Raw genomic sequence first — 19,536 nt, 5'->3', positions numbered from 1 at the left:
GCAGCGTCTCGGATGCCGGCTCCAGCCACCCGGCGGGGTATCGCCCTCCAGTCGGCAGGGACACGGCAGCCTCCTGCCGGGTACTCCGCGGCTCGCCCGGTCTCCAGCCTGAGAGCCATGACCCAGCACGCGGACTCCCCGCCGACCGACGCACCATCCCCTGAACACGCGCGCGTTGAGCCCACGCCGGTCGCGCCCGGCGTGGGCCGGCTGGTCGGGCTGGACCTGGCGCGGGGCCTGGCTGTCTTCGGCATGTACGCGGTCCATGTGGGCCCCGCCCCGGGCCAGGACGGTGTCATCGGCTTCCTGATGGAGCTGGCGCAAGGCCGCTCCTCCGCCCTGTTCGCCGTCCTGGCCGGCTTCGCGGTCGCCCTCATCACCGGGCGCCGCACACCCAGGACCGGCCTGGCCGGCCGCCAGGCCGTCGCCAAGGTGATCATCCGAGCCGTGATCCTGATGGCGCTGGGCACCGCCCTGACCTTGACCGGCACCCCGGTCGTGCCGATCCTCGCTTTCTACGGACTGTTCTTCCTGCTGGTGCTCCCGCTGCACCGGCTGGGCGCCAAGCCGCTGGCGCTGATCGCGGTGGGCTGGGCCCTGGTGGGCCCGCAGCTGCTGTATGCGCTGAAGCCGGTGGTCGGCGGCCGCGTATTCCTCTCCTACGGCCAGGCCGACGGCATCGTCTCGCTGTTCTTCACCGGCGGCTATCCGGCCCTGACCTGGGTCCCGTTCGTCATCGCCGGTATGGCTGTCGCCCGCTGCGACCTGGCCGCCACGACTGTCCGGGTACGCCTGGCCCTCACCGGCATCGCCCTCGCCGTCACCGGCTACGGCGGCTCCTGGCTTGCGCTGCGTCTCGTACCCGGTGCCGCCGAAGCCGTCCGGAAAGCCGAAGAGGGATCGGGCGGGTCATCCATGTCATCCATGTCGTCCGTATCGCCCGACAGCATCGGCATCTTCGGCGACAGCCCGGCCGGGATGCTGGCCTCCGCCCCGCACAGCGAGGCGACCCCGTCCATCGTGGCCGCCACGGGTGTGGCGATCCTGGTGATCACCGTGTGCCTGGCCGCCATGGACGCCTTCCCCCGGCTGCGCCGCCTGGCGGGGCCCGTCATCGCGGTCGGTTCGATGTCGCTGACGGCGTACGTCTACCACATCGTCGCCATCTGGCTCCTGAACACCGAGGACGCGACCGTCCAGAGCCTGTACATCCTGCTCGGCTTCATCGCGTCCGTCACCGTCCTCGCCACCATCTGGTCCCGCTTCTTCCAGCGAGGGCCGCTCGAATGGCTGGTGGGCCGGGCGACCGAGATGGCCCGGCGCATTCGATAGGACGCACAGTCCCGGCCCCTCCGCCTGCGGCGAAGTGCGTGCGCCCAGGCCGACAGGGTCTCTGTGTGGGTTCGCTGTCCCACCTGATGGTTGCGCGGCGGCATGGGCTGCCGCGCACGGCACGGTCGGTCGCGGACCGCGCGGGCAGTGGCGGCAGGACAGACGCCGGCACGGTGGTGACTGCGAGCCGCCGCCGGGGCCGAGGTGTGTATATGCGTATGTATGTGGGTGTGTGCGTATGTGGATATCTGCTTATGTGGGTGTGTGCGTATGTGGGTGTGTGCATGCGCTGAGAGACGGTTCTCTGCGCTTCCAAGACTGGGACATGTCGGCTTTCCGCCAGGTCTCAGAGCACACCGGCTCCGCCGGTCGGTGGCGGCCGACGTTCCGGGCCCCGAGAGACGACGTCCCAGGAGCGGTCCCAGTAGCGTCAGATCTGCGGCCGGGTCTCGCGCGTGCGGTATTCGCTGGGGCTGATGCCGTGTTCCTTCTTGAACGCGTTGCTGAGGGCGAAGGCGTTGGCGAAGCCGACGCGGTCGGCCACCACGGCGAGTGTCGTGCCGGGCTCGCGCAGCAGGTCGGCGGCGAGCGCCAGGCGGCGTTGCCGCAGGTAGGTCATGGGCGGTTGCCCGACCAGGGCGTTGAAGCGGCGGGCGAGGTGCGCTCGGGACGCACCGGTTTTCGCCGCGAGTGCGGCCACGGTCCACGGGTGGGCGGGGTCGGCGTGCAGCAGGCGCAGTGCCGGGGCGACCACGGGGTCGCTGTGGGCGCGGTACCAGGTGGGGATCTGGGTGCCGGGGCGGGTGAACCAGGCCCGCAGGGCGGTGATCAGCATCAGGTCCATCGTCCGGTCCAGCAGGATCTGCTGCCCGGGTTCCTCGCGGGCGATCTCTTCGAAGGCAGAGGAGCCGACCGGGCAGGTCCCCACGGACGCCTCGATGACGGCGAGCGGTGGCAGGGCCGCGAGCAGTCGGCCCGGCGTGCCGGTGTTCACGGTGTACAGGCCGTTGACCAGAAGGGTGCGGCCCGGCTCTGCGGGGTTCCAGGCGCCCTTGTCCGGGATTCGCGCGGGAAGCAGCTCTTCGCCCTGTGGGGTCGTACAGCGCCCTCCCAACCGGATCACTTTGTCCGGTTCTGTGTCCGGGTCGTCCGCGATCACATACGGCGCGCCCCCGCTCAGCACGGCGACGTCACCGGGGCCGAGCCGGACCGGGGCGCCGCTCTCCGGGGTGATCCAGGCGGAGCCGTGCACAAGGACCGCGAGGGCCAGCGGTGATCCGTCCTCGAAGCGTGCTGCCCAGGAGCCGGTCATGGCGGACTGGTTGAAGATCGCGCCGCTGGTCCGTACGCCGTTCAGGAGATCGGTCAGCGGATCGATGCCGGGCAGTCCCGAGGGATGCATGCCGGTCAGCGTAGACGAACGCGTATGGACGTGAGCCTGTGTGGCATGGGTGAGGCGGTCGGCGGCTGGTTCAGTCGAGTCCATGAGCGACGAGATGATCCTGGTGACGGGTGCTACGGGAAAGACGGGCCGCCGGGTGGCGCGGCTGCTGCGGGAGCGCGGCTCGGCGGTCCGCTCGGCCTCCCGTTCCGGCACACCGTCCTTCGACTGGACGGACCGGACCACCTGGGAGCCCGCGCTGCGGGATGTGACGGGGATGTATCTGGTGGTACCCGACCTCGGCAGCCCGCAGGCCGCCCAGGCCGTCGGCGCGTTCGCCCGGCAGGCCGCGGCGGCCGGGGTCCGGCGGGCAGTGCTGCTGTCCACGCCGTCAGATGCCTGGGGTCCCGCCAGGGAGCACGTCATGGCCACGGAGCGGGCGCTGGAGCATGCGGGCCTGGAGTGGACCGTGCTGCGGGTTCGGTGGTTCTTCCAGAACTTCAGCGAGGACTTCCTGCGCGATCCCGTGCTGAGCGGCGAGGTGAGACTGCCGGCCGGGGACGGCAAGGAGGCGTTCATCGACGCCGAGGACATCGCCGAGGTGGCGGTCGCCGCCCTCACCGAAGACGGGCACGCAGGGTGGCACTACGAGCTCAGCGGACCACGGTTGATGACTTTCGGGGGCGCCGTCGGGGAGATCGCCAGGGGAACCGGCCGTGACATCCGCTATGTGGCGCTGAGCCCGGAGGCGTATGCGGACGAGCAACGTGCGCAGGGCGTGCCCGAGGAGTGGGTGCAACTGTCGGTCGGCCTGTACGAGCACGTCCGTTCCGGCGGCCTCGCCTCGCTCGGCGACGGCGTTCAGCGTTCCCTGGGACGCGCACCCCGGGACTTCTCCGACTATGTCGAGGCCGCTGCCCTGGAGGGGGCCTGGGACGTCTGACCCTTCCGGACCACCCGCCACGGACGCGCGCTCGAGCCCGGGCGATCGCGTCGGTGGCGGGGCCACGGTTGTCGGCAACCCGTGCCGTGAACTGTCGCGGTGCGCGATCTCTGGCGGACCAGGCATCGTGGCGGCCGCCCTCGTCCGATGCCTCTGTGCGGTTGCCGAGTGCCGTCACGTCTTCGGGGCCGTCGCAAGAAGCGGTGGCGAGTGCCGCCCCGGCACACGCCAGGACCCACGTTGCCCCCGACGGCCACCCGTCCGCCGCCTCGCACCACCGAGGCCGCAGGTCGGCGCGCTCGTCCTGTTGGAGAGCGCCCCGGCTGTCCTCAGGTCGCGGGTACGGGCACCAGGTCCAGCCGGCCGCCGGCCATGGCCACCACGGCGGACACGAAGGCCTGGAGGCAGGTGCGCTCGACCTCCTCGTCGGGGTGGGAGAGGTGCTGCATGGTGAGTCCGTCGAATCCGGCGAGGAAGAACCGCGCAATCGTTTCCGCGGGCTGGGCAAGGGGCCGGCCGGTGCGTTCGGCCGCATCGCTCACCAGTCTCGCCGTCACCTCCGTCACGCTCCGGTAGTGGCTGTCGAGGGCCTCGCTCAGGGCGGGGGAGCGAAGCGCGAACATGGTCAGTTCCGTGAGGAGCTGATGACTGGCGGGCTGTTCGAGCACCGTTCGCCACAGGGCGGCGGCCAGGGCGGCGGTCGTCTCCTCGAATCCGGCGTCGGCCGGCGCGGCCTGCTCGACCTGGGCGGTCAGATCCTGGGTGAGCTGCTCCATGACGGCGCGGTACAGCACTTCCTTCGTGCCGAAGGTGTAGTGCACCGTGGCCTGGGCCACCCCCAACTCGGCGGCGATGGCACGGGTACTCCCGGCCGCGACTCCTTCCCTCGTCATGTAGTCGATGGCTGCTTTGATCAGCTGGGGGCGGCGCTCGGCCGCGGAAACGTGAGCCATGACTGCATCGTATCGACTGAGTCTCATGAACAAGTCGCCCGAGCGGGTCCTGATTCCGTACGGATGCCGTGGTCGTACGTCCACTGTGGTCCGGTCCGCGGTCGCCGAGGACCGCATGCGCCTTCCGTGGGACGGGCTGAGCCGACAGGATGCCAATGGGCCGTCCCGGCAACCTGCTTGGCGTGGCAGCCAGCCGGGAGGCCGGGTCAGGGACGGTCGGCCTGGTGCCCGCGCAGGCGCTCGGCCAGCGGGAGGGGTGTCTCGTTCAGGCCGGAGACCGAACCGCTCGCCAGCCGTGCGCACGTTCCGTGGCAGGCGAGCTGTTGCTTGTCGTCGCGGTGGGAGACCACCACGGCCTCGGCGTCCGGCGCGCTGCGGTAGTCGGTGCCGCAGATGAGACAGGCAAGCCCGGAGAGCATCTCGGCGGTCGGTTCGGGGCGGCCGCGGCGGCGGCCGGAGATCGCGTCTTGTGAATACATGTGTCCTGCATCCTCCAGGTCGGTCCAGGGCGTGCGTGAGGTGCCGGAATGCTGGAGAGCACCTCGGGAATCAGGAGATCGCCGCTACCACGGGGCGCGGAACAGGATGGGGAGGCCGAACGCGAGGGTACGAGCCAGGAGGCATGGTGCGGCTCTTTTCCGGCCGGGTCCGATGTGCTCCGGCCATTGCCGTTCCCCAAGGGCGACGCCGAAACGGATGACGGCATGCGAGGTGCGCTCGGTGCCGTCACCGTACTCCCTCCGGCCCCGGAGCGTGCCGGACGCGTGGCCGACCCGCCAGGCGTCACCGACCCCCTTCCGCGTCCGGCCGGCCACTGCGTGCGCGGAAAGGGGAATCCGCCGGAACTCGCCGCGGTACGCCGCGGTACGCCGCGGGGCGTGCCCGCCCGACGGGTTCCGTCGGGAACGCCTTGGCGGGCACGCCCTGCCCCTGGGAGGCCGGCGCGGCTGACCGGGCGGTGGGGGAGGGGTGTCGCCGCGTCATGTGCCGGACGAGATCATCGAGGTGCCGGCCATTCCGCATACGCGGACGGGGAAGAAGCTGGAAGTGCCGGTGAAACGGCCGCTTCAGGGGCCGCGATGGCGGACGTGGTGAACCTGGCGGCTGTGGACGAGCCGGGTGCGGTCGAGTACTTCGCGGGGCTGGGGGCGGAGGGGGTGCGTCCACGGGTGCGGCCGGGAGTGTGATCTGGCCGGTGCCGGTGCCGGTGCCGGTGCCGGCACCGGTGCGGGCGCGCAGAGTCAGGGTCAGGGTGAGGGCCAGGGGCCGTCGTGGCCGGTCGCGCCCGCGTGGCGGAGCCGCATGTGTCACAGCCCCGCACCCCTGAAGGGGGCACTCCCTCAGCCGGTGGTCACAGGGGCCAACCCCAACGCCGTGGCCGACCGGCGGAGCACCTCGACCAGAGCGGACGTCCGGGGCTGGGGGCCGGACGGAGAGGCGGGCCACACCGCCGCGATGCGGCGGTGGCCCGCCATCGGGACCGTCGGCAGGGCCACCGTTTCGGGCGGCGCGTCGGTCAGGGCGAGGGTGGGGACGACCGCCGCGCCGAGGCCCGCCCGGACGAGGGCCAGGGTGGTCGGGAACTCCAGGGCGGTGTGGGCGCGGTGCGGGGTGAAGGCGTACTGGGCGGAGATGCGGGCCAGGGCGCGGCCGCAGGCCGTGCCGGGTGGCGCGGTGACCCAGGGCCGGTCGGCCAGGTCCCGGACCGAGCGGGGCGGGGGTGACCAGTCGGCGGGGGTGATCACGCGGTACTCGTCGTCGGCGACCGGCGCGGACGCCAGATCGCGCCACTGCTCGTCCGGGTCGGGATCGTCGCCGTCGTACTCGACGACCAGCAGGTCCAGGCCGCCGGTCCGCAGCTCGCGCAGGGCCTCGGGACCCTCCGCCTCCACCACCCTCGGTTCCAGGCCCGGGTGGGTGCGGGCGAGGGCGCCGAGGGCGGGGACGAGCAGGTGGCAGACCGCAGAGGAGAACGCGGCGACCGTCACCGGCCCGGTCGAACGGCCGGTCAGCTCGGCGAGTTCACGGCGCGCCTCCGCCAGTTCGTGCTCGATGCGCTCGGCCCGCGCCGCCAGCAGCCGCCCCGCCGGGGTCAGGCCCGCCCGGCGCCGCGAACGGTCCACCAGCGGCTGGCCCACCTCCCGCTCCAGCTGCGCCAGATGCTGCGACACGGCCGACGGCGTCAGATGCAGCACCTTCGCCGCGTCCACCACACCACCGCGCAACGCCACCGCACGCAGGACGCGCAGTCGGCGGGGATCCAGTTCCATAAGCCGTACTGTAGTGCCGCTTCAGTAAATCTTGCTTGTGATGAAGTGATACTGCAGGGAGGATCGGGGCATGACCAGCAAGCAACGGCGGATCGTCGACCTCAGCCATCCCATCCGGCACGGGATGATCACCTATCCCGGACTTCCCGGGCCCGAGATCGGCGACCACCTCACCCGGGAGGCGTCGCGGGAGATCTACGCTCCCGGCACCGAGTTCGCCATGGGCCGTATCTCGATGGTGTCCAACACCGGCACCTACGTCGACAGCCCCTACCACCGCTTCGACGGCGGCCACGACCTCGCCGGACTGCCGCTCGGCAGTCTCGTCGATCTCGACGGTGTCGTCGTCCGGGCCCCTGACACCGGGCGCCGGGCCGTGGACCGGGAGGCGCTGCTGCCGTACGACGTGACCGGCCGGGCGGTGCTGATCCACACCGGCTGGGACCGTCACTGGGGCACCGAGCGGTACGGCCACGGCCACCCCTACCTCACCGCCGACGCCGTCGAGTGGCTCGTCGAGCAGGACGTCGTCCTCGTCGGCATCGACTCCCTCAACATCGACGACACCGACGACGGCACCCGCCCTGCCCACACCGGCCTGCTCGCCGCGGGCATCCCCGTCGTGGAACACCTGCGGGGCCTGGAGCAACTGCCCCCGCAGGGCTTCCGTTTCCACGCCGCGCCCCCGGCCGTCGAGGGCATGGGGACGTTCCCGGTACGGGCGTACGCCCTCCTCGACCCGCTCGACCCGGGCGCTGTCTAGGCCGGTGCCGTGACGGACCTGGACATCAGGCGTGTGGACGGAACCGCCGGGGACGAGGAACTCGAAGCCTGGCGGTACGTCCACAACACGATCATCCCGACCCACCTGCTCTCGCTCGCCGCCGTCCGCGAGCGCGCCGAACGCCACCACCTCGAACTCGCCCACGTCGACGGCGTCCTTGTCGGCAACTCCACGGTCCGCCCGCCCGAGGGGGGCACCGCCACGGCGACGGTCATCGCGCGCGTGCTCGCCGAACACCGGAAGCGGGGGTTCGGCGAGCAGTTGTACGAGCGGGCGTTGCGGCGGGCGCGGGAACTGGGCGCCCGGGCGGTCGAGACCTGCGTACTGGAATCGAACGCGGACGGGCTGCGGTTCGCGCTCGCCCACGGTTTCACGGAGTCCGAGCGCTATCTGCTGGACGGCGACACGATCCAGTGGATCGACCTACGACTCCACGACGACGCGGTGGCCTAGAGCTTTCCCGCGATGTCCAGCGCGGCCACGTACCCGAACGTCATCGCGGGCCCGATCGTCGACCCGGCGCCCGCGTAACTGCGGCCCATCACGGCGGCGCTGGCGTTGCCCGCCGCGTACAGGCCCGGGATCACCGTGCCGTCCGGGCTCAGGACGCGGGCGCGGGCGTCGGTGAGCAGGCCGCCCTTGGTCCCGAGGTCGCCCGGGACGATGCGCAGGGCGTAGTAGGGCGGCAGCCACAGGGGCGCCAGGCAGGAGTCGGGGAGCACGGACGGGTCCGTGTAGTAGTGGTCGTACGCGCTGTCGCCGCGCCCGAAGTCCGTGTCGTCCCCTTGCCGGGCAAGGGAGTTGAAGCGGTCGACGGTCGATCGGAGGGCGGCGGCGGGGGCACCGATCGCGCCGGCGAGCGCGTCGATCGTCCACGCCTTGTGGACGGCCCCGGCGTCGTACCACTCGTCGGGGAACGGGAAGGTCGGCAAGATGTCCTTGAAGAGGTACCGGTTGCGGTAGTTCTGGTCGACGATCAGCCAGGCCGGGATGTGCGAGGCGGACGGCGTGTCCTTCTCGTACATCGTGTGGACGACATCGCTGTACGGCCCCGCCTCGTTGACGAACCGCGCCCCCGCCCCGTTGACCAACAGCCCGCCGGGCAACGTGCGTTCGGCGAGACAGAACCAGGGCTGACCGGGGGTGGCGATGGCGGGACCCCACCAGGCGTCGTCCATGAGCGCGAGATCGGCGCCGGCCCGCTGACCGGCCCGTATCCCGTCCCCGGTGTTCTCCTTCGCCCCCACCGTCCACTGTGTGCCGATGGGCTGCTCCTGGTACTGCGCCCGCATGGCCGCGTTGTGCTCGAAGCCGCCGGAGCCGACGACGACGCCCCGACGGGCCCGGACGAGCCCGGTGGAACCGTTCTTGGTGACGACCGCCCCCGTCACCGCCCCGTTCTCCAAGTGCAGGTCTGTCAAAGGGGTGTTGAGCCACACCGGCACATTGGCACCGAGCAGCCCGGCCCGCAGCCCGCCCGCCAGCGCCTGCCCCATGGTGAGCGGCTTCTGCCCGAGCAGCGCGGCCTTCGTGCCCCGGGCGAGGCACTCCGTGGCGACGGCCAGCCCCTTCACGCTCACGGCGGTCAGCGCGAGCCACTTGTAGTCGGCGCTGAACACCACCATCCCGGCCGGCGTGGCCAGATAGGCGGGATTCAGCCGAGCCAGCTCGTCCCCCAGCAGGTTCCCGTCGAACTGATCCGGCTCGATGGACCGCCCGTTCGGCAAGCCGCCCGGCAGCTCCGGGTAGTAGTCGCTGTACCCCTCCATCCACCGGAACCTGAGCGGGCTGTTGGCCATGACGAACGACAGCATGGCGGGCCCGTGATCGAGGAACGCCTTCTGCCGGTCGGCGGGCACCTCGTCCCCGACCACGGCCGCGAGGTACTGCGCCGCCTTGGCCGGGGTGTCCGGCACTCCGGCCGCCTTGATCACGCTGTTGTTCGGCAGCCAGATCCCGGCGCCCGACCGTGCCGCCGACCCCCCGAAGGTCGGCGCCTTCTCCACGACGACACAACTCAGCCCCTGCTTCGCGGCCGTGAGCGCGGCGGTCATCCCGGCTGCGCCGGAACCGATGACGACGACGTCGTAGGTGCCGAGGAGCGGTGGGGCGGCGGCAGCGGCCGGACTCCCCGCGACCCCACCGGCCGCGACCGCGACCCCTGCCCCCGCGGCCGTACCGAGCACCCGCCGCCGGCTGGGGCCCGCCTCTGTCCCCGTACGTCTCTCAGGACCCGCGCTCTTGGACATGCCGGACGCTCCAGCCTCATGAAGGGACAGGTGGCCGTGCTGTTACCCCGGCGGCAACGCTCCCGTTCGCCCCGGGCGGTGTGCGGAGCCTCGAATTTGACGTGAAGGGATGGTGAAGTCAAGACACGCGTCGGGCATGGTGCTTGTGTGGTGCGAGCCGTACGCACACGCTCGTCTCTCCGGGGGTGACGGCCGCCGGCCGGGATCGTTTCGTGGGACGGGCGGACGGGAAATGTTCCGGCAGCGTGTCCCGGTCCACGGACCGAGGGAGGGGGAGCGCTGTGCATGACCTGGCGCGGGCACCGACCCATGTCCGGGCGTCCGACGGACGGCTGTTACGGGTCGAGTGCTCGGGGGATCCCTTTGGGCGACCGGTCTTCCTGTTCCACGGCATGCCGGGCAGCCGGGTCGGTCCCCGTCCGCGGTCGATGTTCCTCTACCAGCGGGGAACGCGGCTCATCAGCTACGACCGGCCGGGGTACGGGGGATCCGACCGCAGACCGGGACGGCGGATCGTCGACGCCGTGGAGGATGTGACCGTCGTCGCCGACGCGCTGGGCGTGGACCGCTTCGCCGTGGTGGGCCGCTCCGGCGGGGCCCCGCACGCGTTGGCGTGCGCCGCGCTGCTGCCGCAGCGGGTGACCCGGGCCGCCGCCCTGGTGACCCTCGCGCCGCAGGACGCCGCGGGACTCGACTGGTACGCGGGCATGGCCCCGTCCAACGTCCGTGAGTTCCGCTGCGCGCTCACCGACCCCCAGGGCTTCACGGATCGGCTCATCCCGCGGTCCGCGGCGATCCGCTCCGATCCGGCGCGGCTGCTGGAACAACTACGTGACGACCTCACCGTCGAGGACCGGCTGATCGTCTCCGACAACGGCATCCGCTCGATGCTGCTGCGCAACTACCAGGAGGCGGTACGGACCTCGCCCTACGGGTGGATCGACGACGCGCTCGCGCTGACCTCTCCGTGGGGCTTCGAACCCGGCGAGATCCGGGTGCCCGTGCTGTTCTGGTACGGCGCGAAGGACGTCTTCTCCCCGGCCGCCCACTCCTCCTGGCTGGCCGACCGCATCCCCCGCGCCACCGCCGTCCTCGAACCCGCCGCAGCCCACTTCGCCTCGCTCCGCGCCCTCCCGGGGGTCCTGAGCTGGCTCCTCAGAGGCGCGCTGCTGCCGGTGACCCCGCCCGTCTGAGCCGGCCCGGAAGGCCGCTCCAAGGCGACCGTCACACCGCCAGCGGCTCCAGGTCGCGGTACACCCGTCGGCCCTGCGCCACCAGGTGAGTGACGCCGCTGCCCTCTCCCAACTGCCTTCTCTGTTTGACGAGTTCGGCGACCACCTCGTCGCGGAGGCGGTCCGCCTCCGCCACCCGGCCCAGCGCGCGCAGCGTCAGCGTGGAGTTGGCGACCACGGCCAGGGCCTCCGGATGCTGTTCGCCGAGAACCCCCCGGAGGGCGTCGCGGTTCGGCTCCTCCAGGACCCACGCCTCCTCCGGGCGGCCCTGCTCGGCCAGCACGTTCGCGTAGTTGGTGCGGCAGAAGAGTGTGTGCGGATGCTGGTCGCCCAGCACCTCGGCCATGCGGACCATCACCCGCAGGAACACCGCTGTCGCCTCCTCCGCGTCCCCGCAGGCCCAGTGGTAGACGCCCAGGTTGTTCAGTGCGGCCTGGGTGTACGGGTGTTCCTCGCCCGGTACCTTCCGGTACTCGGCCAGCGCCTCCAGCGCGATCCGCCGGGCCTCTTCCCGCTTGTCGGCGGCGTACAGGTCGGCCGCCAGGTTCAGGTCGCAGGCGAGCGAGTCGGGGGTGTGGGCGTCGTACTGGGCGTGGTACTGGTCGCGGGTCGCCTGCGTCAGACGGTGGGCGTCCTTGAACTCACCCGCCCGCCGCAGAGACACCGCCAGCGACTTCGCACAGCTGAGAGTGCCGGGGAAGTCCTTGCCGAGCACGCGCTTGTGAGCCTCGTACGCCTGCGCCAACAGCTTCACCGAGTCGGTGTAGTGGCCGACTTCGCGCAGGTCCCGGCCGAGGCTGGAGGCCGACGAGAGGGTGTAGGGGTGATCGGGTCCGAGCACGTCCTTGCGGCGGTTGTACGTGTCCTGGTCGATGTCCCGGGCGTCGTCGTAGCGGCCGACCATGCGCAGTGCCAGCGCCAGGTTGTTCGCCGCGCTGAGCGTCCTGGGGTGCGCCGGGTAGAAGGTGCGGCTGAACCCCTCGCGTGCTTCGCGGGCCAGCCTCTCCGCCTTGCTGTACTCACCCAGGGCCGCGTAGTCGCTGGCGAGGGACGATGTGGTGATGTACGTGTGCGCGTCCGAAGGCCCGAGGACCCGGCGCTGACGGTCCAGCAGATCCCTGTCTATCTTCTCGGCCTCCACATAACGCCCCTGGGAGCGCAGCACGTTGGCGAGCTGGCAGCGCAGATACAGGTACTGCCGGTGGTTCTCGCCCAACTGGGGCTTCCAGTGCACCAGCAGATCGTCGGCGAGGCGCTGAGCACCCGGGAAGTCCCCGCGCTTCCACATGTACCGAACGCGGTCGATGAGCAGACGGCGGGGTTCGACCTCCGAGCAGTTCCGGACGTCCGCGGCGCGCAGGTGCGGCCAGATCACCTCGAAGCGCGGCCAGTCCCCGGGGTTGTCGGTGGGTTCGTCGTCGTCGGGCCGGGCGCCCGCGAGAACGGTGTGGACGACGTGCCGGGCGTGGCGCTGCTCCTCCTCGGTGAGCTGGGAGCGGATGACCGCCTGCACCAGCCGGTGGATCTGGACGCTGTTGCTGACCTGGTCGACCTTGGCGAGGGCGAGGCGGGCGATCTCGCTGATGGCCCGGCCCACCATCAGGCTCTCCTGAAAAGCGGGGTCCACCTTTCGCAGCTCGTCGCGCATCTCCTTGCTGTAGAGCAGGCGGGACGATATCGGCTCGGGGGCCATGAACGCGCACAGCTGCAGCAGCCGTACCGAGGCAGGAGAACGTTCCTGCAGCCGGGTGATGGAGATGTTCCAGGTCGCGGCCACCGTCGTGGGGTAGTCGGTGGGCTGGTTGAGGTCGAGGACATGAGTGGTCTGTTCGGCGAGCTCGCTGAGATACTCCTCGATCGGTGTGGCCGTCTCGGCGAGCCAGGCCGCCGCCTGTTCCACGGCGAGCGGGAGATCGCCCACCGCCTCCGCCACCCGGTCGGCTTCCTCGGGGCTCAGGCCGGGCGCCCGCAGGGAGAGGTGTTCCACGCTCTCCTGGCGGAGGAACACGTCGACGGGCAGTGACGCACCCTGCTGAGCCCAGGCCTGATTCCGCGAGGTGACGAGGATGTGCCCGCCGCCGCCCGTCGGGAAGTAGCGGGTGAGTTCCTCGGGGTTGTCGGCATTGTCGAAGACCAGCAGCCAACGCCTCGTCGGCACGCCCCGGCCCAGCATGCGTACGGCCTCCTGACAGGCCAGGGCCATGTCGTCACCACCGGGGGCGCCGATCCGGGCGCCGAGCGCGGCCAGCGAGGCCACGACGTTGTCGATGTGCTCGGCGGAGATCCACCACACCAGGTCGTAGTCGGCCATGAACCGGTGCACGTACTCCAGCGCCACCTGTGTCTTGCCGACACCACCGAGCCCGAACAGGGCCTGGGGACGCGGCAGTACGACGGAGATGCCACCGCGGAGCTGTTCCCGCAGCTGATCGAGGATCACGCTGCGGCCGGTGAACGTGGTGTTGCGCTGGGGCGCGTCCCAGATGTCGGGCGCCCGGCCCGGGTACCGGGGGTCCGACCCTCCGGTGGTGACGGGCTCGGCCCGCAGACGCAGGACCTCGTGGAGCCCGTCGGCGCCGTCCACCTCGCCGAGCCGGTGCAGGTCCACCACATCGGTGTAGGTGCCGGTCGGCCGGACCTCTTCGACGCGGGCCAGGGCCGGCACGGCGGCCGGGGCGTTCTGGACGGCCCTGCTGAAGACCTGGCGGACCGCGTCCGCATGGCGGGACTTGTCGAAGGCGTGCGACAGCAGGACGAGAACGCGGGTGTCCGGGGCGGGGGGTTCCGGCGGGCCACTGGTCACGTCGTGCAGGGTGACGCGGCAGCCGGACCGTTTGAGTACGCCCTCCACCCACTCGGCCCACATACGGTTCTCCGCCGCGTGGACCACCAGGACCTCCACCGCCTGCGTCTGCGGCAGCTGCCGGGTGAACGCCTCCAGGCAACGGAGCCGCACCTGTTCGGGTATCGGCGGCAGCTGGGTGACCTCTCCGTCGGAGAGCACCGACGTGAGGCGTTCGAAGGCGGACAGCAGCGAGTTGGCGTTGCCGCTCTTGTCGCCGACGGTCGCGAGGGTCTCTTCATAGGCGTAATAGGGGCGGTAGGGGATCTCGACCTTGCCCCAGTACGTGTTCAGGTCCTCGGGCGTCAGGTCCTCGCTGTCGATCCCCTTGGGCAGCCCCTCGAACTTCAGCCGGGCCAGCGCCCGCCCCGCGTCGGCCTTCTCCTTCTCGGCCTCGTCGACACGCATCGGTACGGGCAGCACCCGGATCCACCGCTTGCCGTAGCCCTTCTCCGCGCTGTGCGCCACGGCGGCCGCGCCGTCCAGTGCCTGACCGCTGAGTGTGAAGCAGTCGACCAGCACATCGGGCATCTGGATGGTGCAGATGTCCGCGTTGTCGGACAGCCCCGTCCGGCTGTCGATGAGGACGTAGTCGTACGAGGACTTCATGTCGTCGCGGAGCGTGTCCAGGAACAGGCCGCCGCCCAGCCGCTCGTAGAAGTTGTCCCACTCGAAGGACGACACCGTCGCCGAGTACTCGCGGTTCTGCCGGCCGGCCGACAGGAAGTCCAGCGAACCGGCGCCGGGGAAGGACAGGTTGAGGCGCTCGGGAGCGAGCGAGATGGCGTGGTCCTCGACGCGGGCGTAGTCCCGGTGCCAGGGGCCGGAACGCGGGCCGCCGGTGGTCGCGGCCCAGCAGTACTCGGTGATGATGTCGATCACGCCCGAGGTGGCGGAGAGCACGTTGGGGTCCAGGAACGGCTCGAAGAAGCGGTGGAGACCCGGTGCCTCCAGGTCCCAGTCGACGGTCAGGACCCGCTTGCCGTTCGCGGCGAGGATCCACGCCGTGTTGGCCAGGGCCATCGTGCGGCCCGTACCACCCTTGTACGAATAGAAGGTGATGATCCGTCCACGCTGCCCGGCCGTCATGCTTCTCCTCCGTGGTCGGAACCCGCGGCGGGCTGCTGCGGGTAGGTGGGGCCCATGAGACGTGGCTGCGGCAGCTGTGGACCCTCGGGCGGATGTGCCTGAGCGTGCCTGAGGTACTGCCGGGTCGTGTGCGCCGCCAGCGCCGGCAGCACGTCGGTGAACATCTGGAGCGTGGGCACCCCGTTGGCCGCGATCCGGCAGTCGGTCCGGCGCCCCCGCTCCAGGATCAGCGGGAGGGTGCGTTCCAGCTTCGCCTTGACCTGTCGTCCTTCCGCGCCATGGCATTCCTGGTCGGTGTGGTTCCAGGGGACGATCGCGCCGACCCAGGGGCGGGCGTTCGCGTCGAACGCCTTGAGCCTGCGCCGACGGTCCTCGTCGAGGACCGCCCAGCAGTCGACCAGCAGGATCGCGGGGTGGTCGGGCTCGGCGTCCTCGGGCCCGGGGTGTGCGTCGGGCCCGCCGGCCGTGAGGTCGTCGGTGGTCGGATCCTCGTTGTCGAAGTCGGACACGGTGATCCGGTAGTCCAGCGACCTGATCAGTTCCTCCGCCAGTGCGGCGATGGGGCGCGGTGTCTCGTCGTTGTAGGGGTTCCAGTGCAGGGCGTTCTCGCCGTACCGGCCGTCCTTCCGGGACTCCGGGACGATGTGACGGGCCGGTGCCGCCACGGTGAGGTGGATGCGGCGGGGGCCGTCGCCGGGTGGCGCGAAGGCACTGGGCGTGGACTCGAACGGCCGGGGGGTGCTCGACGGCAGCGGCGACTCCTCCGCGACCTCCACAATGCGCTGGGCGAGCATGAACACTGTTTCGTCGTACTCGTCCCGCAGTCGCTTGAGCTTGATCAACCCGTAGATCCCATGGTCCAGATAGCGTTCGCCGAACGCGTTGCGTTCCACTTGGAGGTGGCGCACGGACTCGGGCAGCCGGTCCATACCGACGCGGCTCCACAGCACCGGGACGATCGCCGGGATGTCCCCTGCGCCGGCGTCCCGGGCCTGGCGTATTCGGTCGCTGAAGGCGAACCACTCCCGGCCACAGGCCTCACTGCTGAAATACCGCGGGGAGTACAGCGGCACGAACACCCGGCAGTGCGCCAGGTTGTCGCTGAGGCGGACCGGCCAGCCCTCTCCCGAGCGCATCTCCCGGTCCATGAAGCCCGGGGGCGTGCCCGCCGGCAGATCCGTGATGGCCAGGATGTCGGCGCACAGGTCCTTGTAGAGCGTGTACACCCAGTGGTCCGGATCTCCGTTGTCGGGACCGGACGGAGTGTGGGCATAACTCAGAAAGAAATAGGGCCGGTTGTCCGGTGCGCCTCGCCCTCGTACATGTCTGTTCACGCGCCCCCCGCCTGTCGATGCCCTCAGTTCCCCCGCCGGAGAGTCATCTGGCCGGAACCAACAATGTGCCCGACCACCCCCATGACAGCATGGCTTGTTTCACGTCATTTCAATGCGATATCCGGACATCATCCGTTCGGCGGTGTCGACAGCGACGCGCATGTCCATGAGGAGAACGGGCTTCCCCACCCATTCCCGCTGACCGACCAGCTCACGCGGCAACCGTGCCCCGATCTCCCCGAAGTCCCCGTCGAACAGATCGAGATCCTCGTACTCGACCCAGTTGCCCTTCTCCTCCAGCACGCAGCGGTACGTCCGCGTCGACGGGGTCGGGACCGTCCGGTACTCGGCGAGGTGGAAGGCGGTGCACACCTCGAACCCCACACGCAGCAGGAGTATCTGGGCGTCCGCCGCGTAGAGCGAAGCCATCGGGGACCGTTCACCGAGGTGACAGTGCGGATCGTGGTCGGCGAGCAGTTCCGCCGCGCGGGGGCCGAGTCCGGCGAAGGAGGTCTGCGGGTGGGCGCTGCGCACCGCCCCCGGCGTGGTGCGCACGCATTCGGCGAGCGCGCCCATCGTCGGGCAGGGCGTGGCGTCCTTCTCGAACGGGAGCATCGCCGCCCGGAACTCGGCCTTCTCCCGCTCGGTCATGCCCTCCGTGAACGCGTGGTACTCGCGGGAGGTGTCGGAGTTCTCCGGGGTGAAGGCGGGTACGACCAGCGTGCCGTCGGGGCCGACTGCACGCAGCAGCGCGTCGCGTACGGCTGTGGGGGCGAGGCCGGTGCCGCTCAGTGAGGAGTGCACCATCAGGACGCCGCCGGGACGGACGCCCAACTCGGCCAAGTGGTCCTGGAGACGGGCGGAGAGGCCCTGCGGTCCAGTGGCGTCAGCCATGCAGCGATACCCATTCCCTTCGTAGTTCCTCAGCCAAGTGTGCGCCGGTCTTGGTGAGTTGAGCGAGAGGAAGGGCGGCGAGACGGTCCAGGGCGCGGCGGGCGTTCCGCAGTTCCTCGGTGACGGTGCCACGGTCCGTAGAGGCGTTCGCCCGGCCGATGGCCTCGCTCACCTCGTCGAGGAGCTGTCCCGCGCCGGTGCCGGGCACGTTCAGGTCGGCGACCTGGCGCAGGGCGAGCAGCCTGGACCGCCTTCCCAGCAGCGGCAGTTCACGGATCAGCGCCTCGGGTTCGAAGTCGACGGCCACCCCCAGTGCACCCGGTGCGTTCGTCCCCAGCCGTAGCCCGGTGCCCGGTGCCAGGGGGGTGACCGTGGTGCCGAGGAACGCGTCGGAGCCCTGCCGCCAGCCCGGCTCGCGTTCGTCCAGTGCGTCGTACACGGCGCGGAGTCGTTTACCGAAGAGCGCGAGGTCGCCGGGGCTCAGCGGAGCCGCGACCGGTACCGGGTAGCAGTCGCGGTACGGGTGGGCGTCATCGAGGAGCAGCGGCGGTCCGTCGGTGAGTTCCGTTGTGGTCAACGGCTGCCATGCGAAGGCGAGTTCGCTGCCGCCTTGGTCCGTGCCGGTCACCTGCAGTCCGTCCGGCGTGACCGCACACTCGACCCGCCCGGGTGCGGAGAGCCGCAGGGTGCCGAGGGTCGGGAGGTAGAGGTCCCGGCCCGGTTGGTGCCAGCCGAGGGTGGCGTCCGTCTCCGCCAGCACGGCGGCGGCCGTGGCCGTCGCCATCAGTTGGGGGAGGTCGGCGGGTCCGTCCAGGCAGCGGCGCAGCACGGCACGCAGATACGGGTGGCCGAGGACGGTGTCGAGGTGCGCGGCGGAGGCGCCCTCGGAGTCCAGCCGGACCAGTACCTGCCAGGCCGCGTCCCAGTCGGGATCGCCCGCCAGCGAGGCGTTCACCAGGGCCAGCAGTTCCCGGTCCAGCTTCAGTTGCGCCGACCGGAGTTCCTCGGCATCGGTGACCGCGGGGTGCAGTGTGCGCTCGGTGATCCGCTCGGCGATGCCCTCCACCAGGCCCCGGAGGTCGGAGCAGAAGACCGAGGGATTGTCGAAGCCCGACTCGCTGCTGTAGCGGTGGGCGTAGAGGCCACCGCCGCAGGACTTCACGACCGGGCAACGACGGCAGGTCTCGCTGACGCCGGAGATACCCAATTGGCGGGCCCGGACACCGGGATGCTCGGCGAATTCCGCGAAACCGTGCTGGAAGACGTCGTAGCCGGTGGCGGGGGCGCCCGCGTACGCCGTCTTGAGCGAGTCGGCCTGTTCGAAGGTGCCGTCGGTCTCGATCACCGCCAGGTCGGACGGGGCGAGCCCCAGTGCCTCGGTGAGGCTGGGGCCGCCGCGCAGGGTGCTGAGCACCGAGTCGAACGTCCTGACCGGCATGGGCCGCCCCTGTTCTTCCCAGCGGTCGAAGACCTTCAGCAGCCAGTCGGCGTAGACCGTTCCGTGGCCGTGGCCGGGAGGGGGGCTGTCCCAGGTCGAATGCGGGAGCAGGTAGTCGATCCGGGGTGGTTCGAGGGCCGTCAGCGCATCGTGCACCGCGACCGGGTCGTTGGCCACGTCCACGGTGCACAGCAGGCCCTGGAAGAGGTGTTGGTACGCGGGCAGACGCAGGAGCTCGACCGCCCGCAGCACCCGGTCGTAACTGCTGCGACCTCGGCGGTCCAGCCGGTGACGGTCATTCGCGGCACGGTCACCGTCGAGGGAAATTCCCACCTTCACACCGAATTCCCGGAACACTTCCAGGTGCCGCCTGCCGAGCTGTACGCCATTCGTGTGAATGCGCAGATCCAACGTCGTGACCGGGGTCAATACGCGGGTGAGTTCGGCGCACATCTGTCTCAGCCGGGCCGGCCCGGCGAGCAGCGGTTCTCCACCGTGCAGAATCACGGCGACGGATTTCAGCTCGCTTTTCACCGCGTATTCGGCGAGCCGACGGGCCACTTGGCCGAGGGTCGCCTCGGCGATCACGACCGGCCGCCCACGCCAGCTCTGGTCGGCGTGTTCGTACACATAGCAGTGGTCGCATGCCAGGTCACAGCGGCTGTGCACCTTGAGGACCAGCTGCTGGATCGTTCGCTGGCTGCGGGAGTCCGTCACTTTCCCGGAGTGTACGCGCCGAAGGCTGCCTCCGGAGGCAGCGCGAGATCCCAACCCCCTTGATGATCAAGGAGGTTG

The 19,536-nt window shown here is 70.7% G+C and carries 14 protein-coding genes and 1 pseudogene; 6 read left to right on the top strand and 9 right to left on the bottom strand.

The window, feature by feature from the left end:
* Nucleotides 1-117 precede the first annotated feature (117 nt).
* Nucleotides 118-1,332 (top strand): DUF418 domain-containing protein, encoded by a 1,215-nt coding sequence (locus OG858_RS14515; protein ID WP_086748028.1) that lies wholly within the window; start codon nucleotides 118-120, stop codon nucleotides 1,330-1,332.
* A 430-nt stretch (nucleotides 1,333-1,762) separates the two neighbouring features.
* Here the strand turns inward: OG858_RS14515 and OG858_RS14510 are convergent, their stop codons facing one another.
* Nucleotides 1,763-2,710 (bottom strand): cupin domain-containing protein, encoded by a 948-nt coding sequence (locus tag OG858_RS14510; RefSeq protein ID WP_456243141.1) that lies wholly within the window; start codon nucleotides 2,708-2,710, stop codon nucleotides 1,763-1,765.
* Between the two features lie 106 nt (nucleotides 2,711-2,816).
* Between OG858_RS14510 and OG858_RS14505 the strand changes: the two genes are divergently transcribed.
* On the top strand, nucleotides 2,817-3,656 hold the full coding sequence (locus tag OG858_RS14505) for an NAD(P)H-binding protein (RefSeq protein ID WP_086748027.1): 840 nt from the start codon (nucleotides 2,817-2,819) through the stop codon (nucleotides 3,654-3,656).
* Between the two features lie 329 nt (nucleotides 3,657-3,985).
* On the opposite strand, the gene OG858_RS14500 is transcribed toward OG858_RS14505, so the two are convergent.
* Together OG858_RS14500 and OG858_RS14495 are read right to left on the bottom strand one after the other, a co-directional pair.
* Nucleotides 3,986-4,609, bottom strand: a complete 624-nt coding sequence (locus OG858_RS14500; protein ID WP_086748026.1) for a TetR/AcrR family transcriptional regulator — start codon at nucleotides 4,607-4,609, stop codon at nucleotides 3,986-3,988.
* 206 nt (nucleotides 4,610-4,815) lie between these two features.
* On the bottom strand, nucleotides 4,816-5,088 hold the full coding sequence (locus OG858_RS14495; RefSeq protein WP_086748025.1) for a hypothetical protein: 273 nt from the start codon (nucleotides 5,086-5,088) through the stop codon (nucleotides 4,816-4,818).
* A 487-nt stretch (nucleotides 5,089-5,575) separates the two neighbouring features.
* On the opposite strand from OG858_RS14495, the pseudogene OG858_RS14490 reads away from it, so the two are divergent.
* Nucleotides 5,576-5,796, top strand: a pseudogene (locus OG858_RS14490) (acetoacetate--CoA ligase); the annotation flags it as partial.
* Between the two features lie 153 nt (nucleotides 5,797-5,949).
* Here the strand turns inward: OG858_RS14490 and OG858_RS14485 are convergent.
* On the bottom strand, nucleotides 5,950-6,879 hold the full coding sequence (locus OG858_RS14485; protein ID WP_319064736.1) for a LysR family transcriptional regulator: 930 nt from the start codon (nucleotides 6,877-6,879) through the stop codon (nucleotides 5,950-5,952).
* Nucleotides 6,880-6,949: 70 nt separating this feature from the next.
* Here OG858_RS14485 and OG858_RS14480 point away from each other — a divergent pair, with 70 nt between their 5' ends.
* A complete protein-coding gene (locus OG858_RS14480) occupies nucleotides 6,950-7,642 on the top strand; it encodes a cyclase family protein (RefSeq protein ID WP_319064735.1) in 693 nt (230 codons plus the stop codon).
* 9 nt (nucleotides 7,643-7,651) lie between these two features.
* Complete coding sequence (locus OG858_RS14475; RefSeq protein ID WP_319064734.1) at nucleotides 7,652-8,116, top strand: GNAT family N-acetyltransferase; 465 nt, start codon at nucleotides 7,652-7,654, stop codon at nucleotides 8,114-8,116.
* Here the strand turns inward: OG858_RS14475 and kstD are convergent.
* The gene (gene kstD / locus OG858_RS14470) at nucleotides 8,113-9,912 is read right to left on the bottom strand and encodes a 3-oxosteroid 1-dehydrogenase (protein ID WP_086748020.1); all 1,800 of its coding nucleotides are present in this window, start codon (nucleotides 9,910-9,912) and stop codon (nucleotides 8,113-8,115) included. The genes OG858_RS14475 and kstD overlap by 4 nt on opposite strands.
* Nucleotides 9,913-10,193: 281 nt before the next feature.
* On the opposite strand from kstD, the gene OG858_RS14465 reads away from it, so the two are divergent.
* Nucleotides 10,194-11,105, top strand: coding sequence for an alpha/beta fold hydrolase (locus tag OG858_RS14465; RefSeq protein ID WP_086748019.1), 912 nt, complete (start codon nucleotides 10,194-10,196; stop codon nucleotides 11,103-11,105).
* A 31-nt stretch (nucleotides 11,106-11,136) separates the two neighbouring features.
* On the opposite strand, the gene fxsT is transcribed toward OG858_RS14465, so the two are convergent.
* The 4 genes from fxsT to fxsBH form a co-directional block, all read right to left on the bottom strand.
* Entirely contained in the window at nucleotides 11,137-15,075 is a 3,939-nt protein-coding gene (gene fxsT / locus OG858_RS14460; protein WP_328544821.1) for an FxSxx-COOH system tetratricopeptide repeat protein, read from the bottom strand.
* Nucleotides 15,072-16,409, bottom strand: coding sequence for a TIR-like protein FxsC (locus tag OG858_RS14455; RefSeq protein WP_319064732.1), 1,338 nt, complete (start codon nucleotides 16,407-16,409; stop codon nucleotides 15,072-15,074). The genes fxsT and OG858_RS14455 overlap by 4 nt, the downstream gene beginning before the upstream one ends.
* Nucleotides 16,410-16,508: 99 nt before the next feature.
* Nucleotides 16,509-17,303 (bottom strand): aminoglycoside N(3)-acetyltransferase, encoded by a 795-nt coding sequence (locus OG858_RS14450; RefSeq protein ID WP_086750369.1) that lies wholly within the window; start codon nucleotides 17,301-17,303, stop codon nucleotides 16,509-16,511.
* Complete coding sequence (gene fxsBH, locus OG858_RS14445) at nucleotides 17,296-19,458, bottom strand: radical SAM/SPASM protein FxsBH, inactivated beta-hydroxylase extension form (protein ID WP_319064731.1); 2,163 nt, start codon at nucleotides 19,456-19,458, stop codon at nucleotides 17,296-17,298. Before fxsBH ends, OG858_RS14450 begins: the two co-directional genes overlap by 8 nt.
* Between the last annotated feature and the right edge of the window lie 78 nt (nucleotides 19,459-19,536).

It is taken from the genome of Streptomyces europaeiscabiei (assembly GCF_036346855.1).
Lineage (GTDB): Bacteria > Actinomycetota > Actinomycetes > Streptomycetales > Streptomycetaceae > Streptomyces > Streptomyces europaeiscabiei.
Note: the sequence above shows the minus strand (reverse complement) of the source record. Positions and strands in the feature narration are given on the sequence as shown.